This is a genomic window from Halomonas organivorans (assembly GCF_014192055.1).
GTDB classification, from domain to species: Bacteria; Pseudomonadota; Gammaproteobacteria; order Pseudomonadales; family Halomonadaceae; genus Halomonas; species Halomonas organivorans.
Map to the genome: position 1 here is coordinate 8302 of NZ_JACHXM010000029.1, position 21855 is coordinate 30156.

At 66.2% G+C, this 21855-nt stretch carries 15 protein-coding genes and 2 pseudogenes; 14 read left to right on the forward strand and 3 right to left on the reverse strand.

The window, feature by feature from the left end; all coding sequences use genetic code 11:
• Positions 1-115 precede the first annotated feature (115 nt).
• A pseudogene (locus FHR96_RS18665) lies at positions 116-259 on the forward strand (2Fe-2S iron-sulfur cluster-binding protein); the annotation flags it as partial.
• 40 nt (positions 260-299) lie between these two features.
• Positions 300-443 (forward strand): annotated as a pseudogene (locus FHR96_RS18670) (2Fe-2S iron-sulfur cluster-binding protein); the annotation flags it as partial.
• A 227-nt stretch (positions 444-670) separates the two neighbouring features.
• Here the strand turns inward: FHR96_RS18670 and FHR96_RS18675 are convergent.
• From FHR96_RS18675 to FHR96_RS18685, 3 genes are read right to left on the reverse strand one after another with little or no spacing between them, the layout of a single operon-like run.
• A complete protein-coding gene (locus tag FHR96_RS18675; RefSeq protein ID WP_183389245.1) occupies positions 671-1870 on the reverse strand; it encodes an efflux RND transporter periplasmic adaptor subunit in 1200 nt (399 codons plus the stop codon).
• A 5-nt stretch (positions 1871-1875) separates the two neighbouring features.
• Positions 1876-4239 carry an ABC transporter permease gene (locus FHR96_RS18680; RefSeq protein ID WP_183389246.1) on the reverse strand — a complete coding sequence of 788 codons (2364 nt, stop codon included), beginning with the start codon at positions 4237-4239 and terminating at the stop codon, positions 1876-1878.
• Between the two features lie 3 nt (positions 4240-4242).
• Positions 4243-4983: an ABC transporter ATP-binding protein gene (locus FHR96_RS18685; RefSeq protein WP_343066381.1), complete on the reverse strand. Its 741-nt coding sequence runs from the start codon at positions 4981-4983 to the stop codon at positions 4243-4245.
• 188 nt (positions 4984-5171) lie between these two features.
• Here FHR96_RS18685 and FHR96_RS18690 point away from each other — a divergent pair, with 188 nt between their 5' ends.
• The 12 genes from FHR96_RS18690 to FHR96_RS18745 all read left to right on the forward strand — a co-directional run bounded on the left by FHR96_RS18690 (position 5172) and on the right by FHR96_RS18745 (position 21724).
• Positions 5172-6212 carry a GlxA family transcriptional regulator gene (locus FHR96_RS18690; protein ID WP_183389248.1) on the forward strand — a complete coding sequence of 347 codons (1041 nt, stop codon included), beginning with the start codon at positions 5172-5174 and terminating at the stop codon, positions 6210-6212.
• A gap of 303 nt (positions 6213-6515) precedes the next feature.
• Complete coding sequence (gene glyA, locus FHR96_RS18695) at positions 6516-7814, forward strand: serine hydroxymethyltransferase (RefSeq protein WP_183389249.1); 1299 nt, start codon at positions 6516-6518, stop codon at positions 7812-7814.
• Positions 7815-7862: 48 nt separating this feature from the next.
• Entirely contained in the window at positions 7863-9113 is a 1251-nt protein-coding gene (locus FHR96_RS18700) for a sarcosine oxidase subunit beta family protein (protein ID WP_183389250.1), read from the forward strand.
• Positions 9114-9315: 202 nt separating this feature from the next.
• The gene (locus FHR96_RS18705) at positions 9316-9678 is read left to right on the forward strand and encodes a sarcosine oxidase subunit delta (protein WP_183389251.1); all 363 of its coding nucleotides are present in this window, start codon (positions 9316-9318) and stop codon (positions 9676-9678) included.
• Complete coding sequence (locus FHR96_RS18710) at positions 9675-12725, forward strand: sarcosine oxidase subunit alpha family protein (RefSeq protein WP_183389252.1); 3051 nt, start codon at positions 9675-9677, stop codon at positions 12723-12725. The genes FHR96_RS18705 and FHR96_RS18710 overlap by 4 nt, the downstream gene beginning before the upstream one ends.
• Positions 12718-13353 (forward strand): sarcosine oxidase subunit gamma, encoded by a 636-nt coding sequence (locus tag FHR96_RS18715; RefSeq protein WP_183389253.1) that lies wholly within the window; start codon positions 12718-12720, stop codon positions 13351-13353. The genes FHR96_RS18710 and FHR96_RS18715 overlap by 8 nt, the downstream gene beginning before the upstream one ends.
• A gap of 84 nt (positions 13354-13437) precedes the next feature.
• On the forward strand, positions 13438-14316 hold the full coding sequence (purU, locus tag FHR96_RS18720; RefSeq protein ID WP_183389272.1) for a formyltetrahydrofolate deformylase: 879 nt from the start codon (positions 13438-13440) through the stop codon (positions 14314-14316).
• 422 nt (positions 14317-14738) lie between these two features.
• The gene (dctP, locus tag FHR96_RS18725; protein WP_183389254.1) at positions 14739-15896 is read left to right on the forward strand and encodes a TRAP transporter substrate-binding protein DctP; all 1158 of its coding nucleotides are present in this window, start codon (positions 14739-14741) and stop codon (positions 15894-15896) included.
• A gap of 137 nt (positions 15897-16033) precedes the next feature.
• Positions 16034-18229: a TRAP transporter large permease subunit gene (locus FHR96_RS18730; RefSeq protein ID WP_183389255.1), complete on the forward strand. Its 2196-nt coding sequence runs from the start codon at positions 16034-16036 to the stop codon at positions 18227-18229.
• Positions 18230-18378: 149 nt separating this feature from the next.
• On the forward strand, positions 18379-18786 hold the full coding sequence (locus FHR96_RS18735; RefSeq protein ID WP_183389256.1) for a DUF4168 domain-containing protein: 408 nt from the start codon (positions 18379-18381) through the stop codon (positions 18784-18786).
• A 303-nt stretch (positions 18787-19089) separates the two neighbouring features.
• On the forward strand, positions 19090-20994 hold the full coding sequence (locus FHR96_RS18740) for a DUF294 nucleotidyltransferase-like domain-containing protein (protein ID WP_183389257.1): 1905 nt from the start codon (positions 19090-19092) through the stop codon (positions 20992-20994).
• 10 nt (positions 20995-21004) lie between these two features.
• Positions 21005-21724: a 3'-5' exonuclease gene (locus FHR96_RS18745; protein WP_183389258.1), complete on the forward strand. Its 720-nt coding sequence runs from the start codon at positions 21005-21007 to the stop codon at positions 21722-21724.
• Positions 21725-21855 lie beyond the last annotated feature (131 nt).

Below are 21855 nucleotides of genomic sequence, written 5' to 3' on the forward strand. Positions count from 1 at the left end.
GACGAAGACGTCGCCGAAGGCTACATCCTGTCGTGCTGCAGCAAGCCCAAGGGCAACGTGGTGGTGGAATACTGAGCCGCCCACGGGCCCCATGCCGGCGGCATGGGGCTCTCTCCCTCCCGGCACCTGCCGGGTGCCGCTGGTCGCCGGAGAAGTCGAGATGGATCACAACGGTGGCATCACCGACGAAGACGTCGCCGAAGGCTACATCCTGTCGTGCTGCAGCAAGCCCAAGGGCAACGTGGTGGTGGAATACTGAGCCGCCCACGGGCCCCATGCCGCCGGCATGGGGCTCTCTCCCTCCCGGCACCTGCCGGGTGCCGCTGGTCGCCGGAGAAGTCGAGATGGATCACAACGGTGGCATCACCGACGAGGACGTCGCCGAGGGCTACATCCTGTCGTGCTGCAGCAAGCCGAAAGGCAACGTGGTGGTGGAATACTGAGACAGACGCCAACGTCGTGGATGCGGATGTCTCTCGACGCGAAGCGCCCCGGGCCATGGCCCGGGGCGCTGGTGTCTGGGGCCTTTCCGGACTCGGTCTTGGCCAGGCCGGCGATGAAGTCATCGCGAGGTTTTTTGGCCATGGAAGGGTTCATGGCGCCCTCGCGAAGGCTTGCCGTCGGAGATCGGGCCGGATATCGCTGAGCATCAAAGTGCCAAGCCCTGATCTCAGCGCTCGATGATGGTGCTGCCGTCGCTGACCCGCTCGCCGGGGTAGCGGATCACCCTCTGGCCTGCCTTGATACCGTCTCGGATCTCTACCGCCAGGTCGCTGCGCGCGCCGATCGTCACGGTTCGGCGCCGCGCACGGCCGCCGTCGACGACGAACACCGCCCAGTCATCGCCGTCGCGAAACAGCGTGCCGAGCGGCACCTGCAGTACGTCGTCCTGAAACAGCACGATGCCCACGTTGACCCGATAGTCGTGGCCCAGGCGTCGCCAGCGCGACGCTGGGTCGGTCAGGTCGAGTATCACGTCGACGCGCTGCTCCTCGATGCCCAGCGCCGAGACGCGCGTCTCGCCGAGCGGTTCGATGCGACGGACTTCCGCCGTCAGCTCGGGGCCGCCCCAGCCGTCGATGATGGCCGCTTGGCCCGGCGTCACGCGCACCGCATCCTCGGAGAGCAGGTCGACCACCACCTCCAGGTCGGAGGGGTCGCCGATTTCCATCAGCGGCGTGCCGGCGTCGACGATGCCGGCGCTGCGCCGTATCACCCGAAGCACGACGCCGCTGGTCGGTGAGGTGACCGTCACGCATTCGCAGGCCTCGGCGCGCTCTTCGAGATCGCGGCGAGACATCAGGCGGGCTCGAGCCCGCTCCAGTTCGTGTTCACGCAGCGCCAGCGACGCTTCGGCCATCGCCAGGTCGGCGCTGGCGACGCGGAAAGCGCGTTCGGCATCCTCTCGAGCGCGGCGGGCCAGGCTCTGTTCCTCAGCCAGGCGACGGGCGCGCCCCAGTTCCTGGCGGGCGAAGTCGAGGTCGGCTACGGCCCGCTCGCGATCGGCTGCGGCCAGATCGCGTGCCGATCGGGCCCCGGCCACGGCGGCTTGTTGTTCGGCGATGCTGCGCGCGTCGAGCAGTGCGGGCGGCGCGGTGGCGATCGTCGCCAGCGGCGTGCGGCCGGCTTCGACCGGATCGCCGGCCTCTGCGGTGATGCGCTCGATACGCCCGGCCAGGGGCGCATCCAGTACGTAGACGTCGCGCACGCGGGTCATGCCTTCCTCGTCGATGGTAACTCGCAGCGGGGCGATCTCGGCGGTCGCCAGGTCCACCGGCACCGGCTGGGGGCGCAGCGCGTAGCCGATCCCGGCGGCGAGCACGGCCAGCAGACCTCCCCACAGCAGACCTCGGCGTCCCTTCACGTCCATCGCCATCACTCCCGCGTCTTGAGCACCGCCACCAGGTCCAGCCGATCGAGCCTGCGCCGCACCACGGCGGCGCAGGCGACGGTGGTCGCCAGGGCAATCAGTGCCGCCTTGCCGTAGGTGGCATCCAGGATCACCAGCGGTACCCGGAACAGTTCGGTGGCGAAGGCGCTGGCCAGGTACCAGGCCAGGGCATAGCCCAGCAGGCAGCCCAGCGGAATGGCCAGCCAGGTGAGTAATCCCACCTCGCCGAGCAGGATGTAGGAGATCTCCCAGCGGCTGAAGCCGAGCACTCTCAGCGTGGCCAGTTCCCGGGCCCGTTCGGCCAGCGCGATGCGGATCGCATTGTAGGTCACGCCCACCGAGAGCACCGTGGCGAAGGCGACGAAGAAGCCGACGAAGATGAACATGGTCTGTCCCAGGGTGGCGTAGAACTTGTCGATGGCGGCCTGGCGGAACTGCACGGCGGAGATGGCGGGCAGCGTCTTGAGTGCTCGAAGCAGTGCCGCACGATCGGTCGGATCGACGGCGAGCCGGGCGCCGCGCATCACCCGTCCGTCGCCCATTCGATGGTTGAGGGCGTCGAGCGACATGTAGGCCGGCTTGCCCAGGTAGGTGTCGAACAGGCGCACCACCGGCAGCTCCAGGATAGGGCGCCGCCCCTCCAGAATCTCGACGCGTAGGGTATCGCCGACGTCCGCCGCGAGCATGTCGGCCAGCTGTCGTGACAGCAGCAGACCATCCGGTGGCACCGCCAGTGGGTGGCCATCTACGTCGGTCACCGGGCTCAGTTGGGCATCGATCGGCAGGCCGGTGATGGCTTCGCGCTCATCGAGCGTGCCGTGGCGCAGGCGCGCCGGCACACCGCGCAAGGGTTCCGCTGCCAGTACGCCGGGCAGGCGCTCGATGCCGGTGAGAGCGTCGAGCGGCTGCAGGTCGTGGAAGCCCAGGGTGGCGTCCTGGTGCTGCCCCTGAACGAAGACGCTGTCGACCAGCGAGTCGATGGCGTCCAGCCACTGCAGGGCCATCACCAGCACCGCCACCGACATGGCCAGCCCGGTGCTGGCCAGTAGCGCGCGCAGCGGCCAGCGCATCAGTCGCCTCAGGATCATGCGGGTGGGTTCATCAATGTGTCCGGCCAGGGCCGAGCGCGACAGCCGGCCGCGGCGATAGACGGGCGGTGAGGGCGGCAGCATGGCCTGAGCGGGCGGCAGGCTGGCGGCGCGCCGGACTGCCGCCAGTCCGCCCAGCAGTGCCGCTCCCAGGCTGACCAGGGCGGCCAGCAGGAAGCTGTCGGGGCCTGGGCGATAGAGCAGGAAGGGAAAACGATAGAACTCGGCGTACAGGCGGGTATTCCAGTGGCCCAGCCAGGCCCCGACCAGGGCGCCGATGATCACGCCGAGCCCACCGATCACCAGCACCTGCTTGGCGTAGTGCCAGGCGATCGCCGATCGCGAGTAACCGAAGGCCTTGAGCAGGCCGATCTCGCGGCGTTCGGTGTCGACCATTCGCCCCATCACCAGATGGGTAAGGAAGGCCGACACCGCGAGAAAGACGCTTGGCAGCAGGTGGGCCATGTTCTTCTGCTGGGCAATCTCGTTCTGCAGGAACCAGTTCGAGGTCTGCTCGGCTCGGGGATAGGCGCCGGTGCCACCGTAGGGCGCGAGCCTGGCATCCAGGCGCGCCATGACGTCGCGGGGATCGGTGCCGGGCGTGAGCCCCAGCGATACGGCATTGAAGGCGCCGTCCAGATCGAAGGCGGCAGCCAGTGCCTTGCGGCCCATCCACAGCACGCCGAAGCGCTCGTCGTCGGGCATCAGGCCGCCGGGCGCGATGGCGTAGACGTACTCGGGGCTGAGCGCCGTGCCCACCACCAGCAGGGTTCGGCGGCGGCCGCGCAGTATCGCCTCGAAGCGGTCGCCGGGGACGATCCCGTGCGCCTCGGCGAAGGGCTCGCCGAGCACCACCTCGTCCGGCTGGCCGGGGGCCACCCGCCGGCCGCTGCGCAGGACCAGCGCGTTCATGGTCTCGACGCCGTGCTCCGGCAGTGACACCAGTCGCCCGATCACCGGCTCGGCGACGTTCGGCAAGTCGAGCAGTGCTCCCTCGACGATGCGCGTCGAGATCCGCTGAACGCCGGGTATTTCGGCGAGCTCCCGGGTCAGCGACTCGGGAGCGCGGGTGACGTCGGCGAAGACTTCGCCGAAGCGCGATCGCTCGTAGTAGGCGTGGGTGGTGTCCTCGAGCGCCTCGATGGTGGTCAGCGCCATGATCAGCAGCGCGGTGCCCGAGGCGATCACCAGGGCAATGGCCAGGACCTGGGCCCGCAGCCGCCATAGCTCGCGGATAAGCTTGCGATCGAGGCTGCTCATGGTTCACCACACCAGTTCCGTCGGCGCGCGGCGAATCGGGTTGAGGCGGCTCTCGGCGATGCGGCCGTCGGCGAAATGCAGCACGCGATCGGCCACGTCGGCGATCACCGCATTGTGGGTGATCAGCGCGGTGGTCGTGTCCAGCTCGCGGTTGACCCGCAGTATCGCCTCCAGCACCACGATGCCGGTGTTGCGGTCCAGTGCGCCGGTGGGCTCGTCGCACAGCAGCAGCTCGGGGCACTTGGCGATGGCTCGGGCGATCGCCACGCGCTGCTGTTCGCCGCCGGAAAGCTGGGCGGGGAAGTGGTCGAGTCGCCGCCCCAGGCCGACCATGTCCAGGGCCTCTTCGGGTGTCATGGGCGCGCGGGCGATCTCGGTGACCAGGGCCACGTTCTCGCGGGCCGTGAGGCTGGGAATCAGGTTGTAGAACTGGAACACGAACCCGACGTGCTTGCGTCGATAGCGGTCCAGGGTGCGTTCGCCGGCGCCGGTGAGGTCCCGGCCATGGAAGCGCACTCGACCGCTGCTGGGGGTGTCCAGCCCGCCCAACAGGTTGAGCAGCGTCGACTTGCCGCTGCCCGACGGTCCAAGCAGCACTACCAGCTCGCCGACGTCCAGGTCGAGATCCACGCCGCGCAGGGCCGCTACCTCCACCGCTCCCATGCGGTAGGTCTTGGTCAGTTGCCGGGCCTCGAGGACCGGCGATGAACTGGCAGAGCGAAGCTCTGGCGAGGAAGTCGACACCCGGTTCCTCCCGGTCGAAGTGTGTCGAGCCGGCGTCCGCGGCGACGCCTTTTCCCAGTATATGAATCCGATCGGCTTTTTTGCGGCGCGGATATGATTCATGCCTTGCGCGTCGGTCGACCTTTGCGTTCCAGCGCGCCGTGCCGGACACTGGTTGATCCAACCCACCGAGTGATCGATCCCGAGCCATGCGTCACCCTCACGAGGGCGAGCCCCTTTCCGTCGGCTTCGTACTGCTGCGGCGCTTCACCATGATGCCGTTCGCGGCCTTCGTCGACTGCCTGCGCCTGGCCGCCGACGAGGGCGACCGCTCCCGCCAGCTGCGCTGCCACTGGGTGTTCATGACCAGCGGTGGCCACGATGCCATGTCCAGCTGCGGAGCCGCGATCACCCCCTGTTCTCCCTTCCGCGATCCCGGCGAGTTCGACTACATCGTGGTCATCGGCGGCGTGCAGGACGAGCACGACGCCGTGGACGAGGCGGCGCTCGCCTACCTCAAGCGCGTGGACGAGGCCGGCGTGCCCCTGGTCGGGGTCTGCACCGGCGTCTTCGCGCTGATCCAGGCCGGGCTGATGAACGGTCGGCGCTGCTGCGTCAGCTGGTATCACCATGGCGACCTGACCCAGCGCTTCCCCGACATCGAGCCGGTAGCGGACCGGCTGTTCATCGACGACGGCGACCGGCTGACCTGTGCCGGGGGTATCGCCTCCGCGGACCTGGCGGCCTATCTGGTGGAGCGCCACCTGGGCAAGGCCTGGGCAATGAAGAGCCTGCATATCATGCTCATCGACGAAGCGCGCCAGGGCAGCCATCCTCAGCCGCAGCCGGTGATCTTCGACAAGGTGGCCGACCGGCTGGTGCGCCGCGCCATCGACATCATCGAGCAGCACCTGGGCCAGACGATCTCGGTGGACGAGCTGGCGCGACGCATCGGCACCTCGCGGCGCAACATCGAGCGCAAGTTTCGCGAGGAGCTGGGGGTCGGTCCCCAGAAGTTCGCCCGAGACCTGCGCCTGCGCTATGGCCTGTGGCTGCTGCACTACACCGCCAAGAGCGTCACCGAGATCGGCGAGCGCTGCGGCTTCGCCGACACTGCCCACTTCTCGCGACACTTCCGCGATGCCTTCGGCACCACACCCACCGCGATGCGCAAGTCGGCCGGAGAGGGCGCGGCGCCGGTGGACCCCTTCTTCCTGCATGTCGGGTCGCGTTCCCAGGTCACGAGTTAGTCGATCCCCTGTGAATGAGGGCCGGCGCGGTTGCGGCGGCTCTTCGGGTTTCTGGGCATAAATACAAAAATCGTCTATAAATAAAATGTATAAAAATCAATAGATTACTATTATTGTCGCGAATATCTCGGTAAATTTGTCGCATACGTTCAATCTTTGGGCGTCAGGCTTGGCTATCAATATGTCCCAAGAGGAAACGAACGAGGCCCCGGTGTCTCGTTCGGCGAGGACGGTGTCGTTTTCAGAACGCTCCGAGCGCCGCCTTACCTTAACGTTGTGAAGCCAACCCGAGGGTGACGAGACATGAATGACAACAACCTGACCATGACCGATCCCCAGATCAGCGCCGCCATCGCCGACGAGGTAGCGCGTCAGGAAGCCCATATCGAGCTGATTGCGTCCGAGAACTATGCCAGCCCCCAGGTCATGGCGGCGCAGGGTTCCCAGCTGACCAACAAGTACGCCGAGGGCTATCCGGCCAAGCGCTATTACGGTGGCTGCGAGCACGTCGACGTGGTCGAGAAGCTGGCCATCGAGCGCGCCTGCGCCCTGTTCGGCGCCGACTACGCCAACGTCCAGCCGCACTCCGGCGCCCAGGCCAATGCCGCGGCCTTCATGGCCCTGGTCGCGCCGGGCGATACCGTGCTGGGCATGAGCCTGGCCCACGGCGGTCACCTGACCCACGGCGCGGCGCCGAACTTCTCCGGCAAGTACTACAACGCCGTCCAGTACGGCCTGAACCCGGAGACCGGCGAGATCGACTACGACGAGGTCGAGCGCCTGGCCCGCGAGCATCAGCCCAAGCTGATCATCGCCGGCTTCTCGGCCTATTCCCGGGTCATCAACTGGCGCCGTTTCCGTGACATCGCCGACGCCGTGGGCGCCTGGCTGCTGGTCGACATGGCTCACGTCGCCGGCCTGGTGGCCGCCGGGCACTATCCGAGCCCGCTGCCCCACGCCCACGTGGTCACCACCACCACCCACAAGACCCTGCGCGGACCGCGTGGCGGCCTGATCCTCTCGGCCAGCGGCGACGAGGCGCTGTACAAGAAGCTCAACGGCGCGGTCTTCCCGGGTCAGCAGGGCGGCCCGCTGATGCACGTCATTGCCGCCAAGGCGGTGGCCTTCCGCGAGGCCATGAGCCAGGACTTCGTGCGCTACCAGGCCCAGGTCATCGATAACGCCCGGGCCATGGCCAGCGTCTTCGTCGAGCGCGATTACGACGTGGTATCCGGCGGCACCGACGACCACCTGTTCCTGGTCTCGCTGATCAAGCAGGGCGTCACCGGCAAGGATGCGGACGCCGCCCTGGGCCGCGCCCATGTCACGGTCAACAAGAATGCCGTGCCCAACGATCCGCAGAGCCCGTTCGTGACCTCCGGGCTGCGCATCGGCACCCCGGCGGTGACCACCCGCGGCTTCGACCAGGCCGACTGCGAGGCCCTGGCCGGCTGGATCTGCGACATCCTCGACGTCCTGGCCAAGGGTGACGACACCGCCGCCATCGAGGACGAAGTGCGTGGCAAGGTGGCTGAGCTGTGCGCCCGCCATCCCGTCTATGCCCAGGCCGCTGCCGAGCAGGCCGATACCGCCACCGCGTGAGCCCGTCCCCGCCGGTGTGCCGGCGGGGCCCTTGAGGAGTAGACCCCTATGCAACGTTATTCAGGCTTCGGGCTGGTCAAGCACGCGCTGAGCCATCACGAGAACTGGCAGCGCCAGTGGCGCAATCCCACGCCCAAGAAGGCCTACGATGTGATCATCGTCGGCGGCGGCGGCCACGGCCTGGCCACTGCCTACTACCTGGCCAAGGAGCACGGCATCAAGAACGTCGCCGTGATCGAGAAGGGCTGGCTGGGCGGCGGCAATACCGCGCGCAACACCACCATCGTGCGCTCCAACTATCTGTGGGACGAGGCAGCGGCGCTCTACGAGCACTCCATGAAGCTGTGGGAAGGCCTGTCCCAGGATCTCAACTACAACGTCATGTTCTCCCAGCGCGGCGTGCTCAACCTGGGCCACACCCTGCAGGACATGCGCGACATCCAGCGCCGGGTCAACGCCAACCGCTTGAACGGCATCGACGGCGAGGTGCTGGATGCCAAGGGCGTCCAGGAGCTGGTGCCGATCATGGACTGCTCCAAGAACGCCCGCTATCCGGTGATGGGTGCCTCCTGGCAGCCGCGTGCCGGCGTGGCCCGCCACGATGCCGTGGCCTGGGGCTTCGCCCGCGGCGCCGACGCCCATGGCGTGGACATCCTGCAGCAGACCGAGGTCACCGGCTTCAAGATCCGTGACGGCCAGGTCCTTGGCGTGCACACCAACCGCGGCGACATCGAGGCCAAGACCATCGGCTGCGTGGCCGCCGGCAACTCCGGCGTGCTGGCCAAGATGGCCGGGATCAAGCTGCCGCTGGAATCGCACCCGCTGCAGGCGCTGGTCTCCGAGCCGCTCAAGCCGGTGCTCGACACCGTGGTGATGTCCAACCACGTGCACGGCTACATCAGCCAGTCCGACAAGGGCGACCTGGTCATCGGCGCCGGCATCGACGGCTACAACGGCTATGGCCAGCGTGGCAGCTACCCCACCGTGGAGCACACCCTGCAGGCCATCGTCGAGATGTTCCCGATCTTCTCGCGAGTACGCATGAACCGTCAGTGGGGCGGCATCGTCGACACCTGTCCGGACGCCTGCCCGATCCTCTCGAAGACCAAGGTGAAGGGGCTGTACTTCAACTGCGGTTGGGGCACCGGCGGCTTCAAGGCGACCCCGGGCTCGGCCCACGTGTTCGCCGCCAGCCTGGCCAAGGGCGAGATGCACCCGATCGCCGCGCCGTTCTCCATCGACCGCTTCAACACCGGGGCGTTGGTCGATGAGCATGGCGCCGCCGGCGTCGCCCACTAGGTACTGACGAAAACGGTCTGTGCTCGACAATACGGCGTTAAAAAATGGCTCAATATGCTCATTTACGGCTCGTAAACTCCGCTATTTCGCCATTTTTTGCCTTGTCTTGCCTTCGCTCGACGAGTTTTCGTTCAGCACCGGCAGGCGCTCAAAGTACAGAGATACATTTCGCTTTCATCCTGAGTGATGGAGGGATAACAAGATGTTCTATATCCATTGCCCCTACTGCGGCGAGACCCGCGAGGAAGAGGAATTCCATCCCAAGGGCCAGGCGCACATCGCCCGCCCCGAGGATCCCGACGCCTGCAGCGACGAGGAGTGGGGCGACTACCTGTTCTTCCGCGACAACCCCCGTGGCATCCACCACGAGCTGTGGGTGCACGCCGTGGGCTGCCGCAAGTTCTTCAACGTCACTCGCCACACCGTGACCTACGAGATCCTCGAGACCTACAAGATGGGGGAGCAGCCGACGTTCACCGCGGATGGTGGCGAAGGGCACCCCGAGGGCCGGCCGTCTTCTGACGCCGCCGACCAGGCACCGCTTCGTGAAGGAGTCCGCGCATGAGCCAGCCCAGGACACAAGAGAACCGTCTCGCCCAGGGCGGTCGCATCGACCGCTCGCGCAAGCTGAGCTTCACCTTCAACGGCAAGACGTACCAGGGCCATGCCGGCGACACCCTCGCCTCGGCGCTGCTCGCCAACGGCGTCGACATCGTCAACCGCAGCTTCAAGTATTCCCGCCCGCGCGGCATCTTCGCCGCCGGCGCCGAGGAGCCCAATGCGGTGGTCCAGCTGGGCAAGGCCGAGGCCGCCCAGGTGCCCAACGTGCGTGCCACCCAGCAGGCGCTGTATGACGGCCTCGAGGCACGCAGCACCAATGGCTGGCCCAATGTCCAGCGTGACCTGATGGGGCTGGTCGGCAAGCTGGGCGGCCAGTTCATGCCGCCGGGCTTCTACTACAAGACCTTCATGGCGCCGGCCTCGATGTGGATGACCTACGAGAAGGTCATCCGCAAGGGCGCGGGCCTGGGCCGCAGCCCGATGGAGAACGATCCGGACATCTACGATCACCTCCATCAGCACTGCGACGTGCTGGTGATAGGTGCCGGTCCGGCCGGCCTGGCGGCGGCGCTGGCCGCGGCAAACAGCGGTGCACGGGTCATCCTGGCCGACGAGCAGGAGGAGATGGGCGGCTCGCTGCTCGACGCCCGCGAGCTGCTCGATGACAAGCCGGCCGAGCAGTGGGTCGCCGAGACGCTGGCGGCGCTGTCCGGCATGGACAACGTGACCCTGCTGCCGCGTACCACCGCCAACGGCTATCACGACCACAACTTCGTGACCCTGCACGAGCGTCGCACCGAGCATCTGGCCGACACCGCGCCGCTCAAGGACGGCCGTCGCCAGGTTCGCTCGCGCCTGCATCGCGTGCGCGCCGGCCGCGTCGTGCTGGCCACCGGTGCCCACGAGCGCCCGCTGGTCTATGGCAACAACGACGTACCGGGCAACCTGCTGGCCGGCGCGGTCTCCACCTATATCCGCCGCTACGGGGTGGTGCCGGGGCAGAAGCTGGTGCTTTCCACCAGCAACGATCACGCCTATCGCGCCGCCCTGGACTGGGTCGAAGCCGGCCGCGAGGTGGTCGCCATCGCCGACGCCCGGGCCAACCCGGACGGCGAGCTGGTCGAACAGGCTCGTGCCAAGGGCATTCGTATCATCGCGGGTTCCGCGGTCGTCGAGGCCAAGGGCGATTCCCGGGTCAACGGCGCTCGGGTAGCGAAGATCGACGCCGAAGGCTTCCGGGTCGTCGGCAGCGCCGAGAGTCTGGCCTGCGACACCATCGCCAGCTCCGGCGGCTACAGCCCGGTCATCCATCTGGCCTCCCACACCGGCAGCCGGCCCACCTGGCGTGACGACCTGCTGTGCTTCGTGCCCAATACGGTAAAAGGCGTTGCCGCCGCCGGCGGGGCCCAGGCCGTCTACGCCACCGCCGAGGTGCTGGCCGACGGCATCAAAGCCGGCGCCCGTGCCGCCGAGGAGAGCGGTTTCGCGGCCGGCGAGGTGCGTCTGCCGAGCGTCGCCGAGCGGCGCGACGGTGCGCCCTGCGCGCTCTACCAGGTGCCCCACGAGAAGCCGACCCTGCGGGCGCCCAAGCAGTTCGTCGACCTGCAGAACGACGTCACTGCGGCGGGCATCGAGCTGGCCACCCGCGAGGGCTTCGAGTCCATCGAGCACGTCAAGCGCTACACCGCCATGGGCTTCGGCACCGACCAGGGCAAGCTCGGCAACATCAACGGCATGGCCATCGCCGCGCGCTGCCTGGGCCGTTCGATCCCCGAGGTGGGCACCACGGTGTTCCGTCCCAACTACACGCCGGTGACCTTCGGCGCCATCGTCGGCCGTCACTGCCGCGAGCTGTTCGATGCCGAGCGCTATACCGCCATGCACCAGTGGCACGTGGAGCAGGGCGCCGAGTTCGAGGATGTCGGCCAGTGGAAGCGCCCCTGGTACTTCCCGCGCAAGGTCAACGGCAAGACCGAGACCATGCACGAGGCGGTGGCCCGCGAGTGCCTGGCGGTGCGCGAGGCGGTGGGCATCCTCGATGCCTCGACGCTGGGCAAGATCGACATCCAGGGCCCGGACGCGCGGGAGTTCCTGGGTCGCGTCTACACCAACAAGTGGGCCAAGCTGGTGCCCGGCCGCGTGCGCTACGGGCTGATGTGCAAGGACGACGGCATGGTGTTCGACGACGGCACCACCAGCTGCCTCGGCGAGAACCACTTCCTGATGACCACCACGTCCGGTGGCGCCGCCACGGTGCTGGAGTGGCTGGAGATCTGGCACCAGACCGAATGGCCGGAGCTCGAGGTCTACTTCAACTCGGTGACCGACCACTGGGCGACCATGACCGTCACCGGGCCCGAGGCGCGCAAACTGATGGCCGAAGTCACCGACATCGACCTCGACAAGGACGCCTTCAAGTTCATGGACTGGAAGGCTGGCAACGTGGCCGGCGTGCCGGCGCGGGTGTTCCGCATTTCCTTTACCGGCGAGCTGGCCTACGAGATCAACGTCCAGGCCAATTACGCCCTGCACGTCTGGGAGACGCTGTTCGCCCACGGTGACAAGTACGGCCTGACGCCGTACGGGACGGAAACGATGCATGTCCTGAGGGCGGAAAAGGGCTTTATCATCGCCGGCCAGGACACCGACGGCTCGGTGACCCCGGAGGACCTGGGCATGCAGTGGGCGATCGGCTACGACAAGCCGTTCCCGTGGATCGGCAAGCGGGCCCTGTCGCGCCCCGATACCGCGCGTACCGACCGCAAGCAGCTGGTGGGCCTCAAGCCCAAGGATACCAAGGTGGTGCTGGAGGAGGGCGCCCAGATCGTCCTCGATCCGAACCACGCCATCCCCATGCCGATGGTCGGGCACGTGACCTCCAGCTACTACAGCCCGACCCTCGATTCGGGCTTCGCCCTGGCGGTGGTCAAGGGCGGTCAGCATAAGATGGGCGAGACCGTCTATCTGCCCATGGCCGACGGCCAGGTCCATGAGGCCGAAATCGTCAGCACCATCTTCCTCGACCCCAAGGGAGAGCGTCAGAATGTCTAACGTCGCAACCTTCGATACCCGCACCGAGGCCAAGATCCCGGTGGAATCGCCGCTGGCCTATTCCTATCGTCGCTCGGGGGCTCCGGCCCCCACCGCCAAGAGCCGGGTAGTGCTGCGCGAGCGCCCCTTCCTCGGTCATCTGGTGCTGCGTGGCGGTGCCATCGTGCTCGACGAGGCGGTCCGCGAGGTGCTCGGCGTCTCACTGCCCGGCGAGCCCCAGGGCCTGGTGCATGACGCCGAGGGCCAGCGCTCCGTTCAATGGATCTCCCCGGACGAGTGGCTGGTCATCGTGCCCGGCGGCGAGGAATTCGAGCTGGAGAACCGGCTGCGCGCGGCGCTGGGCGATGCCCACTTCGCGATCAGCAACGTCGGCGGCGGCCAGACCCTGGTCGAGCTCGAGGGCGAGGCCGCCCGGGAGCTGCTGATGAAGTCGGTGATCTACGACGTTCATCCGAGCCACTTCCCGGTGGGCAAGGGCGTGACCACGGTGTTCGCCAAGGCCACGGTAATCCTGCGCAGGCCCAGCGAAGCTCGCTGGGAGCTGGTGGTGCGTCGCAGCTTCGCCGACTACACCTACCGTTGGCTGCTGGATGCCGGCGAGGAGTACGCCATCGGCGTCGAACGCTGACCCCCGCTGCCCCACATCGTATGACCAGACCAGGCCGGGGCTCGCTCCCGGCCTGCGTCGTCAGGAGATTTCGCCATGAACCCGATGAGCCGTAGCGCCGATAGCCGCGCCGATACCTGGATTCTCACCGCCCAATGCCCCAGTCGACTGGGCACCGTCGACGTGGTCACGCGCTTCCTCAAGGAGCAGCGTTGCTACATCACCGAGCAGCAGTCCTTCGACGATCGCCACGCCGAGCGCTTCTGCATCCGCACCGAGTTCCGGCCGCTGGATGCCGACTTTGACGCCGAAGCCTTCCAGGCCAGTTTCGCGTCCCGGGCCGAGGCGTTCGAGATGACCTTCGAGCTGACCGCGCCGGGCACCCGCCTGCCGGTGGTCATCATGGTCTCCAAGGCCGATCATTGCCTGAACGACCTGCTGTATCGCTACCGCACCGGTCAGCTGCCGATCGAGATCCGCGCGGTGGTCTCCAACCATCCCGACCTCCAGCCGCTGGCCGACTGGCATGGACTGCCCTATTACCATTTCCCGATCACTCCGGAGACCAAGGCCGAGCAGGAGGCCCAGGTGTGGCGGGTGGTCGAGGAAACCGGCGCCGAGCTGGTGATCCTGGCCCGCTACATGCAAGTGCTCTCGAGCGAGATGTGCGAGCGCCTCGCCGGCCGGGCGATCAACATCCACCATTCGCTGCTGCCAGGTTTCAAGGGCGCCAAGCCCTACCACCAGGCCTTCGAGAAGGGGGTCAAGCTGGTCGGGGCGACGGCCCACTACATCAACGACGATCTCGACGAGGGGCCGATCATCACCCAGGGCGTCGAGCCGGTCGGCCACGCTGATGACCCCGAAGACCTGGTGGCCAAGGGGCGCGATATCGAGTGTCTGACCCTAGCTAGAGCCGTGGGCTACCACGTGGCGCGGCGAGTGTTCCTGCACGGCCGTCGCACGGTGGTGTTCTCGCGCTGAGAAAGCCTCGATGGCGTTTTGACGCCAGCCATCATCCGCGGCCATCGTCTCCCCGACGATGGCCGTCGTCTTGTCCGTTCTCTTTCCCCCGCTGTCGTCCTTGGTCACTCGTTCAATAGTCGTAGGGCGGGGCTTCCGCCTGATGCTGACCCGGGGTGTTAATTCTTATATATAACAGAGCGTTACTTGATTGTCGCCCAGTCGAGTTGAGCGATATACGTTGAAAGTCGCTGTTGGCCGCGGGTCATGGGGACACTACGTTTGGATTCGGAAGGTATTTCCAGAGACATGGATCGTGTTGTCCATGCCGCAGGGGCTCGAGGCCGCTGCGTGCCATGGGGTGGAACCAGCCAAGACAACAACAAGCCTCCCGTCGTCGCCGTGAGCGGGGCGGGCGCAACACCAACCGAGGAGTCCTCGCCATGCAAGACGACCAGCAGCCAAAGCGCACTGTATCCGACATCGTTGAATCGACGGTCAGCGGTGCCGGCAATCGTCGCAACTTCCTGAAGGCCGCCGCGATAGGCTCCGCGGCGGCGGTGGCGGCCCCCTGGGTCGGCAATGTCCAGGCCCAGCAGGGCATCCGCATTCGCATGCAGTCCTCCTGGCAGCCGGGCACCACCGGCTATCGGATCTTCGAGCAGTGGGCCAAGGGAGTGGCCGAGGCCACCGGTGGAGAGGTGACCATCGAACCCTTCCCGGCCGGCGCCGTGGCCGGGGCCTTCGAGGTCGCCGATGCAGTGCGAAATGGGGTGCTCGACGGCCAGAACTGGTTCACCGTCTACTGGCCAGGCAAGATGCCGGCTGGCGTCTTCCTCACCGCCTATCCCATGGGGCTCTCTGTCCCTCACCAGTGGGACATCATGTTCGGTGCCTACGGCGGTTTCGATATTGCCAAGGATCTCTATCGCAAGCAGGGCCAGGAACTGCTGGGCTATGTCCACCACGATCTCAACCTGATCCACTCCAAGGTGCCGCTGCGCAGCTTCGACGACTTCAGGGGCGTCAAGATCCGTATGCCCGGTGGCATCGTCGCCGAAACCTTCGCTTCCATCGGCGCCCAGACCACCCTGCTGCCCGGCTCGGAGGTCTACCCGGCTCTCGAGAAGGGCACCATCGACGCCGCCGACTACACCGGCGCGGCGGTCAACTACGAACTGGGCTTCTGGCAGGTCGCCGATTACATCATCATGGGCCCGCCCTCCACGCCCTGCCTGCACCAGGCGGTCGACCTGATGGACATCTCGGTCAACCGCCGCGTCTTCGAACGCATGTCGCCACAGACCCAGGACCTGATGCATGACCTGGTGGCGGCTTACTCCCGCGAGCACTATGCGGCGATTCAGAAGGCCAACTCCGAGGCCTGGCCCAAGTACCGCGAGAAGGGCGTGGAGATCATTCACCTCTCCGAGGACGACGCCGACCGTTTCCGCGAAGCCGCTATCCCGCTGTGGTTCAAGTGGGCCAACAAGGATCCGGACGCCGCGCGGCTGTTCAAGGCCCACCTCGACACCATGATGGATCCGGCGGTGGCGCTGATCACCGACGAGGACATCAAGGACCACGAACTCAATCTCTGAGCCGCCAGCATACCGGGCCGGTGGTCGTCCGTGGACGGTCACCGGCCCGGCGGCAAGCCCTCATGCATCCCGCCATTCCCTGAGTCGTTGATCCGTTTGTCATCGCCGGGAAGCGATGGCGCAGCGGAGGAGTGTCCATGAACCTTGATATCGAATTCGTCCTCCCCCATTGGCTCTACTGGTCCGTGCTGGCCTTTCTGCCGCTGGTGGTGATGTTCTTCGTCGACCGCAGTTTCCGCCGCGGCGCCGTGGTCAGCGGCGGCGACACCGCCGAGATCCCCGGCGAAGCCCCAGTGGAGCGCTATCGGCCGCCGGGCAACCTCTTCACCGCCGCCGTCGACCGCGTCTCCGGCTTCTTCGGCCGCTATGTCGCCTACTGGTCGCTGATCGCGCCCTTCGCCTTCGCCTATGAAGTGCTGGTGCGCTACGCCTTCAACTCGCCGACCAACTGGGTCCATGAGTCGATGACCCTGATGTTCGGCATGCAGTACCTGATCGCCGGTGCCTTTGCGCTACGCGAGGGCGGTCACGTGCGGGTGGACATCCTCTACCAGCGCGCCCGTCCGGTGAACAAGGCGGCCCTGGACCTGCTGACCTCGGTGTTCTTCTTCATCTTCACCCTCGGGCTGATGGTGACAGGGTGGAAGTTCTTCTCGCAGGCGGTCAGCGACAAGTTCTTCTTCGGCTCGAGCTATGCCAACGAGACCTCCTTCACCGAGTGGGCCATCGAGTTCTATCCGGTGAAGTTCATGCTCTTCTTCGGTGCCCTGCTGCTGCTGTTGCAGGGCATCGCCCAGCTGATCCGCGACTTCCAGGCCTTCCGCCACCATCGCGCCCGCGAGCGTCACGGCCGCGGCTTCGCCCATCTGCTGGTGGGGCTGGGCGCGCTGCTGGCCGCCTGGGGGATATTCGAGATGGTCAACATCGGCGTCACCGACTACCAGAGCCTGGCCGGCAGCCTCGAGCATAGCCTCAGTGGCCTGGGGATCGGCGGCCTGACCCTGGTGATGTTCGGCACCCTGATGGTGGTGCTGATGGCGGGCCTGCCACTGGCCTTCGTTACCGGCGGCCTGGGGGTGGCCTTCTTGTACCTGGTGGGCGACCAGCACATGCTCAACCTGATGCCCTCGCGCATCTTTCCGATGATGACCAACTACCAGCTCTCGGCCATACCGCTGTTCATCTTCATGGCTTCGGTACTGGAGAAGGCGGGCATCATCGAGGAGCTGTTCGACGTCGTCTACAAGTGGATGGGCGGGCTCAAGGCCGGCCTGGCCATCGCCACCATCATCGCCTCGACGCTGCTCGCGGCCATGGTCGGGGTGATCGGCGCCGCGGTGGTGACGATGGGCCTGATCGCGCTGCCGGCGATGCTCAAGCGTAGCTACAATCCCGAGATCGCGCTGGGATCGATCATGGCCGGCGGCACCCTGGGTATCCTGATTCCGCCGTCGATCCTGGCCATCATCTACGGCGTCATCGCCCAGCAGTCGGTGGGCGAGCTCTACCTGGGTTCGCTGATTCCCGGCCTGCTTCTGGCCGCCATGTATGCCGGCTACTGCTGGCTGCGCGGTACCCTGAATACCCGCATGGCGCCGCCGATGCCGGTGGAGGATCGCGTCGACATGGGCGAGAAGCTGCGCCTGCTGCGCAACATGCTGGCACCCATCGTGCTGGTCATCCTGGTGCTCGGCATCATCTTCACCGGCATCGCCACTCCGGTGGAGGCGGCAGGCATCGGCACCTTCGGTGCTCTGGTGGTGGCGGCGATGCACAAGCGCTTGACCTGGGCCAACCTGCACGCCGCCTGCATGACCACCCTGGTCGCTTCGGCGATGGTGATGTGGATCATCTTCGGCGCCAGCATCTTCGTCGGTTTCTACATCCTTCAGGGCGGCCAGACCTTCGTGCAGGAGCTGATCTCCGGCGCCGGCCTCGGTCCCTATGCGGTCTTGGCGCTGATGATGGTGCTGCTGGTGGCCTTGGGTATGTTCCTCGACTGGGTGGGTATCCTGCTGCTGGCGGTACCGATCTTCGTGCCGCTGATCAAGGGGTTGTCCTTCGACGGGGTGTTCGGGCTGCCCGGCGTGGCGCCCGCCGACGTTTCGCTGTGGTTCGGGGTCATCTACCTGGTGAACATGCAGATGTCCTTCCTGAGCCCGCCGTTCGGCTACGCGCTGTTCTACATCAAGGGGGTGTGCCCGCCGCATATCACCATGGCGCAGATCTTCCGCTCCTCGTTCCCGTTCCTGGGCCTGCAGGCGCTGGGGCTGCTGCTGGTGATCCTGTTCCCGGCGCTGGTCACCTGGTTGCCTAACCTGGCCTATGGCTAATTCGCCAGACGCCGCCCCTTGACTGCAACGCTCCCGCTTGGGAGCGTTGTTTTTTCAAACTGTTACACGATCATGGTGAACCCTTGGCCGAGTTCCCCGTCACAGGGGAGCAGCCAACGCATGCACCACAACGATTTCCGGAGGTATTCATGCAACGCATCACCGCCCTGTTCTCTGCCGCCCTGCTCAGCGTCGGGCTGATGGGCTCCATGGCCCACGCCCAGGAAAACGCCGCCGGCGCCGCTGATCAGCCTTCGGCCGAGACTCAGGCCCCGGCCCAGAACTTCTCCGACGCTCAGCTGCAGAAGTTCGCCGATGCCTCCAAGGAGATCGCGGTGATCTCTCAGGACTATACCAAGCGTCTCCAGGAGGCCGAGGGTGAGGACGCGCAGAAGCAGGTCCGCCAGGAGGCCAACGACAAGATGGTCGAGGCCGTGCAGAACAGCGGCCTCGAGGTGGACACCTTCAATGCCATCGGCCAGGCGATCCAGCAGGACCCGGAGCTGATGCAGCGCGTGCAGGAAATGGCCCAGGCTTCCAGTGAGGCGTCTTCCTGAGCCAGAAAGACGGCGCAAGTCCGACATGTTGAAAGGCCACCCCGCGGGGTGGCCTTTCTGCGTCTGGCAGGCTTTACAGCGCTGCCGGACGCTTACAGACTTGGAGTCAACGTCAACGGTCGATGCGGGATACCGGTGTTCCGACTCAACGGGGGCGCTGAAGAGATGACGAGTGCATTGGATCGCCAGGCAAGGCGCCGCGACGAGGCATGGCAGCGCAACGGCGAGGAGTGGTATCGCGGTATGGCGGTTCAAGGGGCCGCCGGAATTCTACCGTCAACCTCTGATACAGGACACTAGGCCATGGATGTGGAACTGCTGGAGATTCGGCAGCACCTGGGACGCTTTCCGCCTTTCGAGACGCTCTCCGATGAACTGCTCGACGAGGTGGCAAGCCAGGTCGAGGTGGCCTATTTCAAGGCCGGCACGGACATCCTGACGCTCGATCAGGAACTGCACGAGCTGTGCTATGTCCGCAGCGGCGCCGTGGAGGTCTACCGACGCGGCGGCGAACTCTACAATCGTCGGGGCGAAGGGGAGATCTTCGGTCAGTTCAGCCTGCTGCGGAATCACCGCGTACGCTATCCGGTCCGGGCCATGGAAGATTGCCTCATCTACTTCATCCCCGAGGCGGTCTTCCAGCATCTCTGCCAGGCCGACGAGGACTTTGCCGATTTCGTCGAGCTGCAGCGGCCGCGCCTCGAAAGCGCGGTGGAGGAGCAGAAGAAGAACAACGACATGATGATCACCCGGGTGCGCAAGCTGGTTACCCGCTACCCGGTGATGGTCGAGGCCTCGACCACCGTTCAGGAAGCCGCCCGCCAGATCACCGACTATCAGGCGTCGGCGGTGCTGGTGCTGGACACGCCGGGCGACAATCCTCGCTACACCTTTCGCGACAGTGAGGATCGCGCCTGGCAGCTGCGTGGCATCCTGACCGACAGCGACTTTCGCACCCGGGTTGTCGCCGAGGGGCGTTCGCCGGACACGCCGGTCGGTGACGTGGTGAGCGGGAAGGTCATCGCCGTGCAGTCCGACGAGTCGGTCCAGGAAGCGATGCTGGTCATGCTGCGCCACAACATCCACCACTTGCCGGTCATGTATCGTCGCCGGCCGGTAGGTATCGTGCACCTTTCGGACATCATTCGCTACGAGACCCAGAGTAGCCTCTACCTGGTCAGCAACATCTTCCACCAGCCCAGCGTCGAAGGATTGGCACGGCTCGCCCCTGACGTCGCTGCAGCCTTCGTGCGCCTCGTCGAGGAGGGCGCCGACTCGCAGATGGTGGGCAGCGCCCTGTCGACCATCGCGCGCAGCTTCACTCGTCGCCTTCTGGAGCTGGGGGAGGAGAGCCTCGGGCCGCCCCCGGTGCCCTACTGCTTCATGGCGCTGGGCTCCATGGCGCGCAATGAGCAGTCCGTGGTCACCGATCAGGACAATGCCCTGGTGCTCTCAGACGACTTCATTCCCGAGCAGCACGACGCCTACTTCCGCGAACTGGCCGGTTTCGTCTGCCACGGCCTGGATGCCTGCGGCTACCCGCTCTGCAAGGGCGATATCATGGCCACCAACGATCGCTGGCGACAGCCGTTGGCGGTGTGGAAGCGCTATTTCACCGAGTGGATCGAGCAACCGAATCCCGAGCGGCTGCTGCACAGCTCGATCTTCTTCGACCTCGACCCCGTGTTCGGCGATCACGTGCTGGTCGAGCAGCTCCAGGACCTGGTGGCCCAGAAAGCTGCCCGTCATCCGCTGTTCCTGGCCGCCATGGCGCGTAATGCGCTCAATCGCACGCCGCCGCTGGGCTTCTTCCGTACCTTCGTGATGGAGAAGGACGGCAAGCACAACAATTCCATCAACCTCAAGCGTCGCGGCACCGCGCCGATGGTCGACCTGATCCGCGTGCACGCCCTGGCCTGCGGCTCCAACGCCCAGAACAGCTTCGACCGGCTCGATGACATCGACCGCACCCAGCTGCTCGCCCCCGGGGTCAGCGATCGCCTGCGCTACGCGCTGGAGTTCCTGTCGATGTCGAGGATTCGTCATCAGGTGATCGATATCCAGCATGACCAGATCCCGGACAACAATATCGAGCCGGAGAACGTCTCGAGCAGCGAGCGCCACCATCTCAAGGATGCTTTCCAGTCGCTGAGCCACGCCCAGAAATTCCTCAAGTTCCGTTATCCCATGCCATCGAGGGCCAAATGAGAGCATCAGGATGCTGACACGCCCGCGCAGGACGCAGATTCCCGACTGGACGAACTATCTGGCGAACCGGGCCGGCAGTGCCCGGGACCGGCGCCTGGCGCGTTTTTTCGCCGCCGGCGCACCGGCCCCCGAGACGCCGATCGCCGAGGCCCCGCTGATGGCGCTGGACATGGAAACCACGGGACTCGACGCGCGGCGCAACTCCATCGTCAGCATCGGGCTGGTGCCTTTCACCCTGGGGCGCATCGACCTGACCGGACGACGCTACTGGGTCGTTCGGCCGCGTCGCCCGCTCGACGCCAAGTCGGTGACCTTTCACCACATCACCCACGCCGACATCGCCGGGGCCCCTGAGCTCGATGACATACTGGAAGATCTGCTCGACGCCCTGGCAGGCCGCCTGGCGGTGGTGCATTACCGACACATCGAACGGCCTTTCCTCGACGTGGCCGTCAAGGCGCGACTCGGAGAAGGGGTGATGTTTCCGACGATCGACACCATGTCGCTGGAGGCACGCATACATCGCCAGTCCCTGGTGGCGCGCTTCCGGCGCTGGATGGGCCGCCCCCCGGCCTCCATCCGCCTCTACGACAGTCGTATCCGCTACGGGCTGCCGCCTTACCAAGGCCATCATGCGCTCACCGATGCGCTGGCCACCGCCGAGCTGCTGCAGGCCCAGATCGCTTACCACTACCGCCCCGAGACGCCGGTGGGCACGATCTGGAGCTGAGCCTGAGCGGGCGGCGTTGCCGCACTATGCCCAAGGGCCATCATGCGCTCACCGATGCGCTGGCCACCGCCGAGCTGCTGCAGGCCCAGATCGCTTACCACTACCGCCCCGAGACGCCGGTGGGCACGATC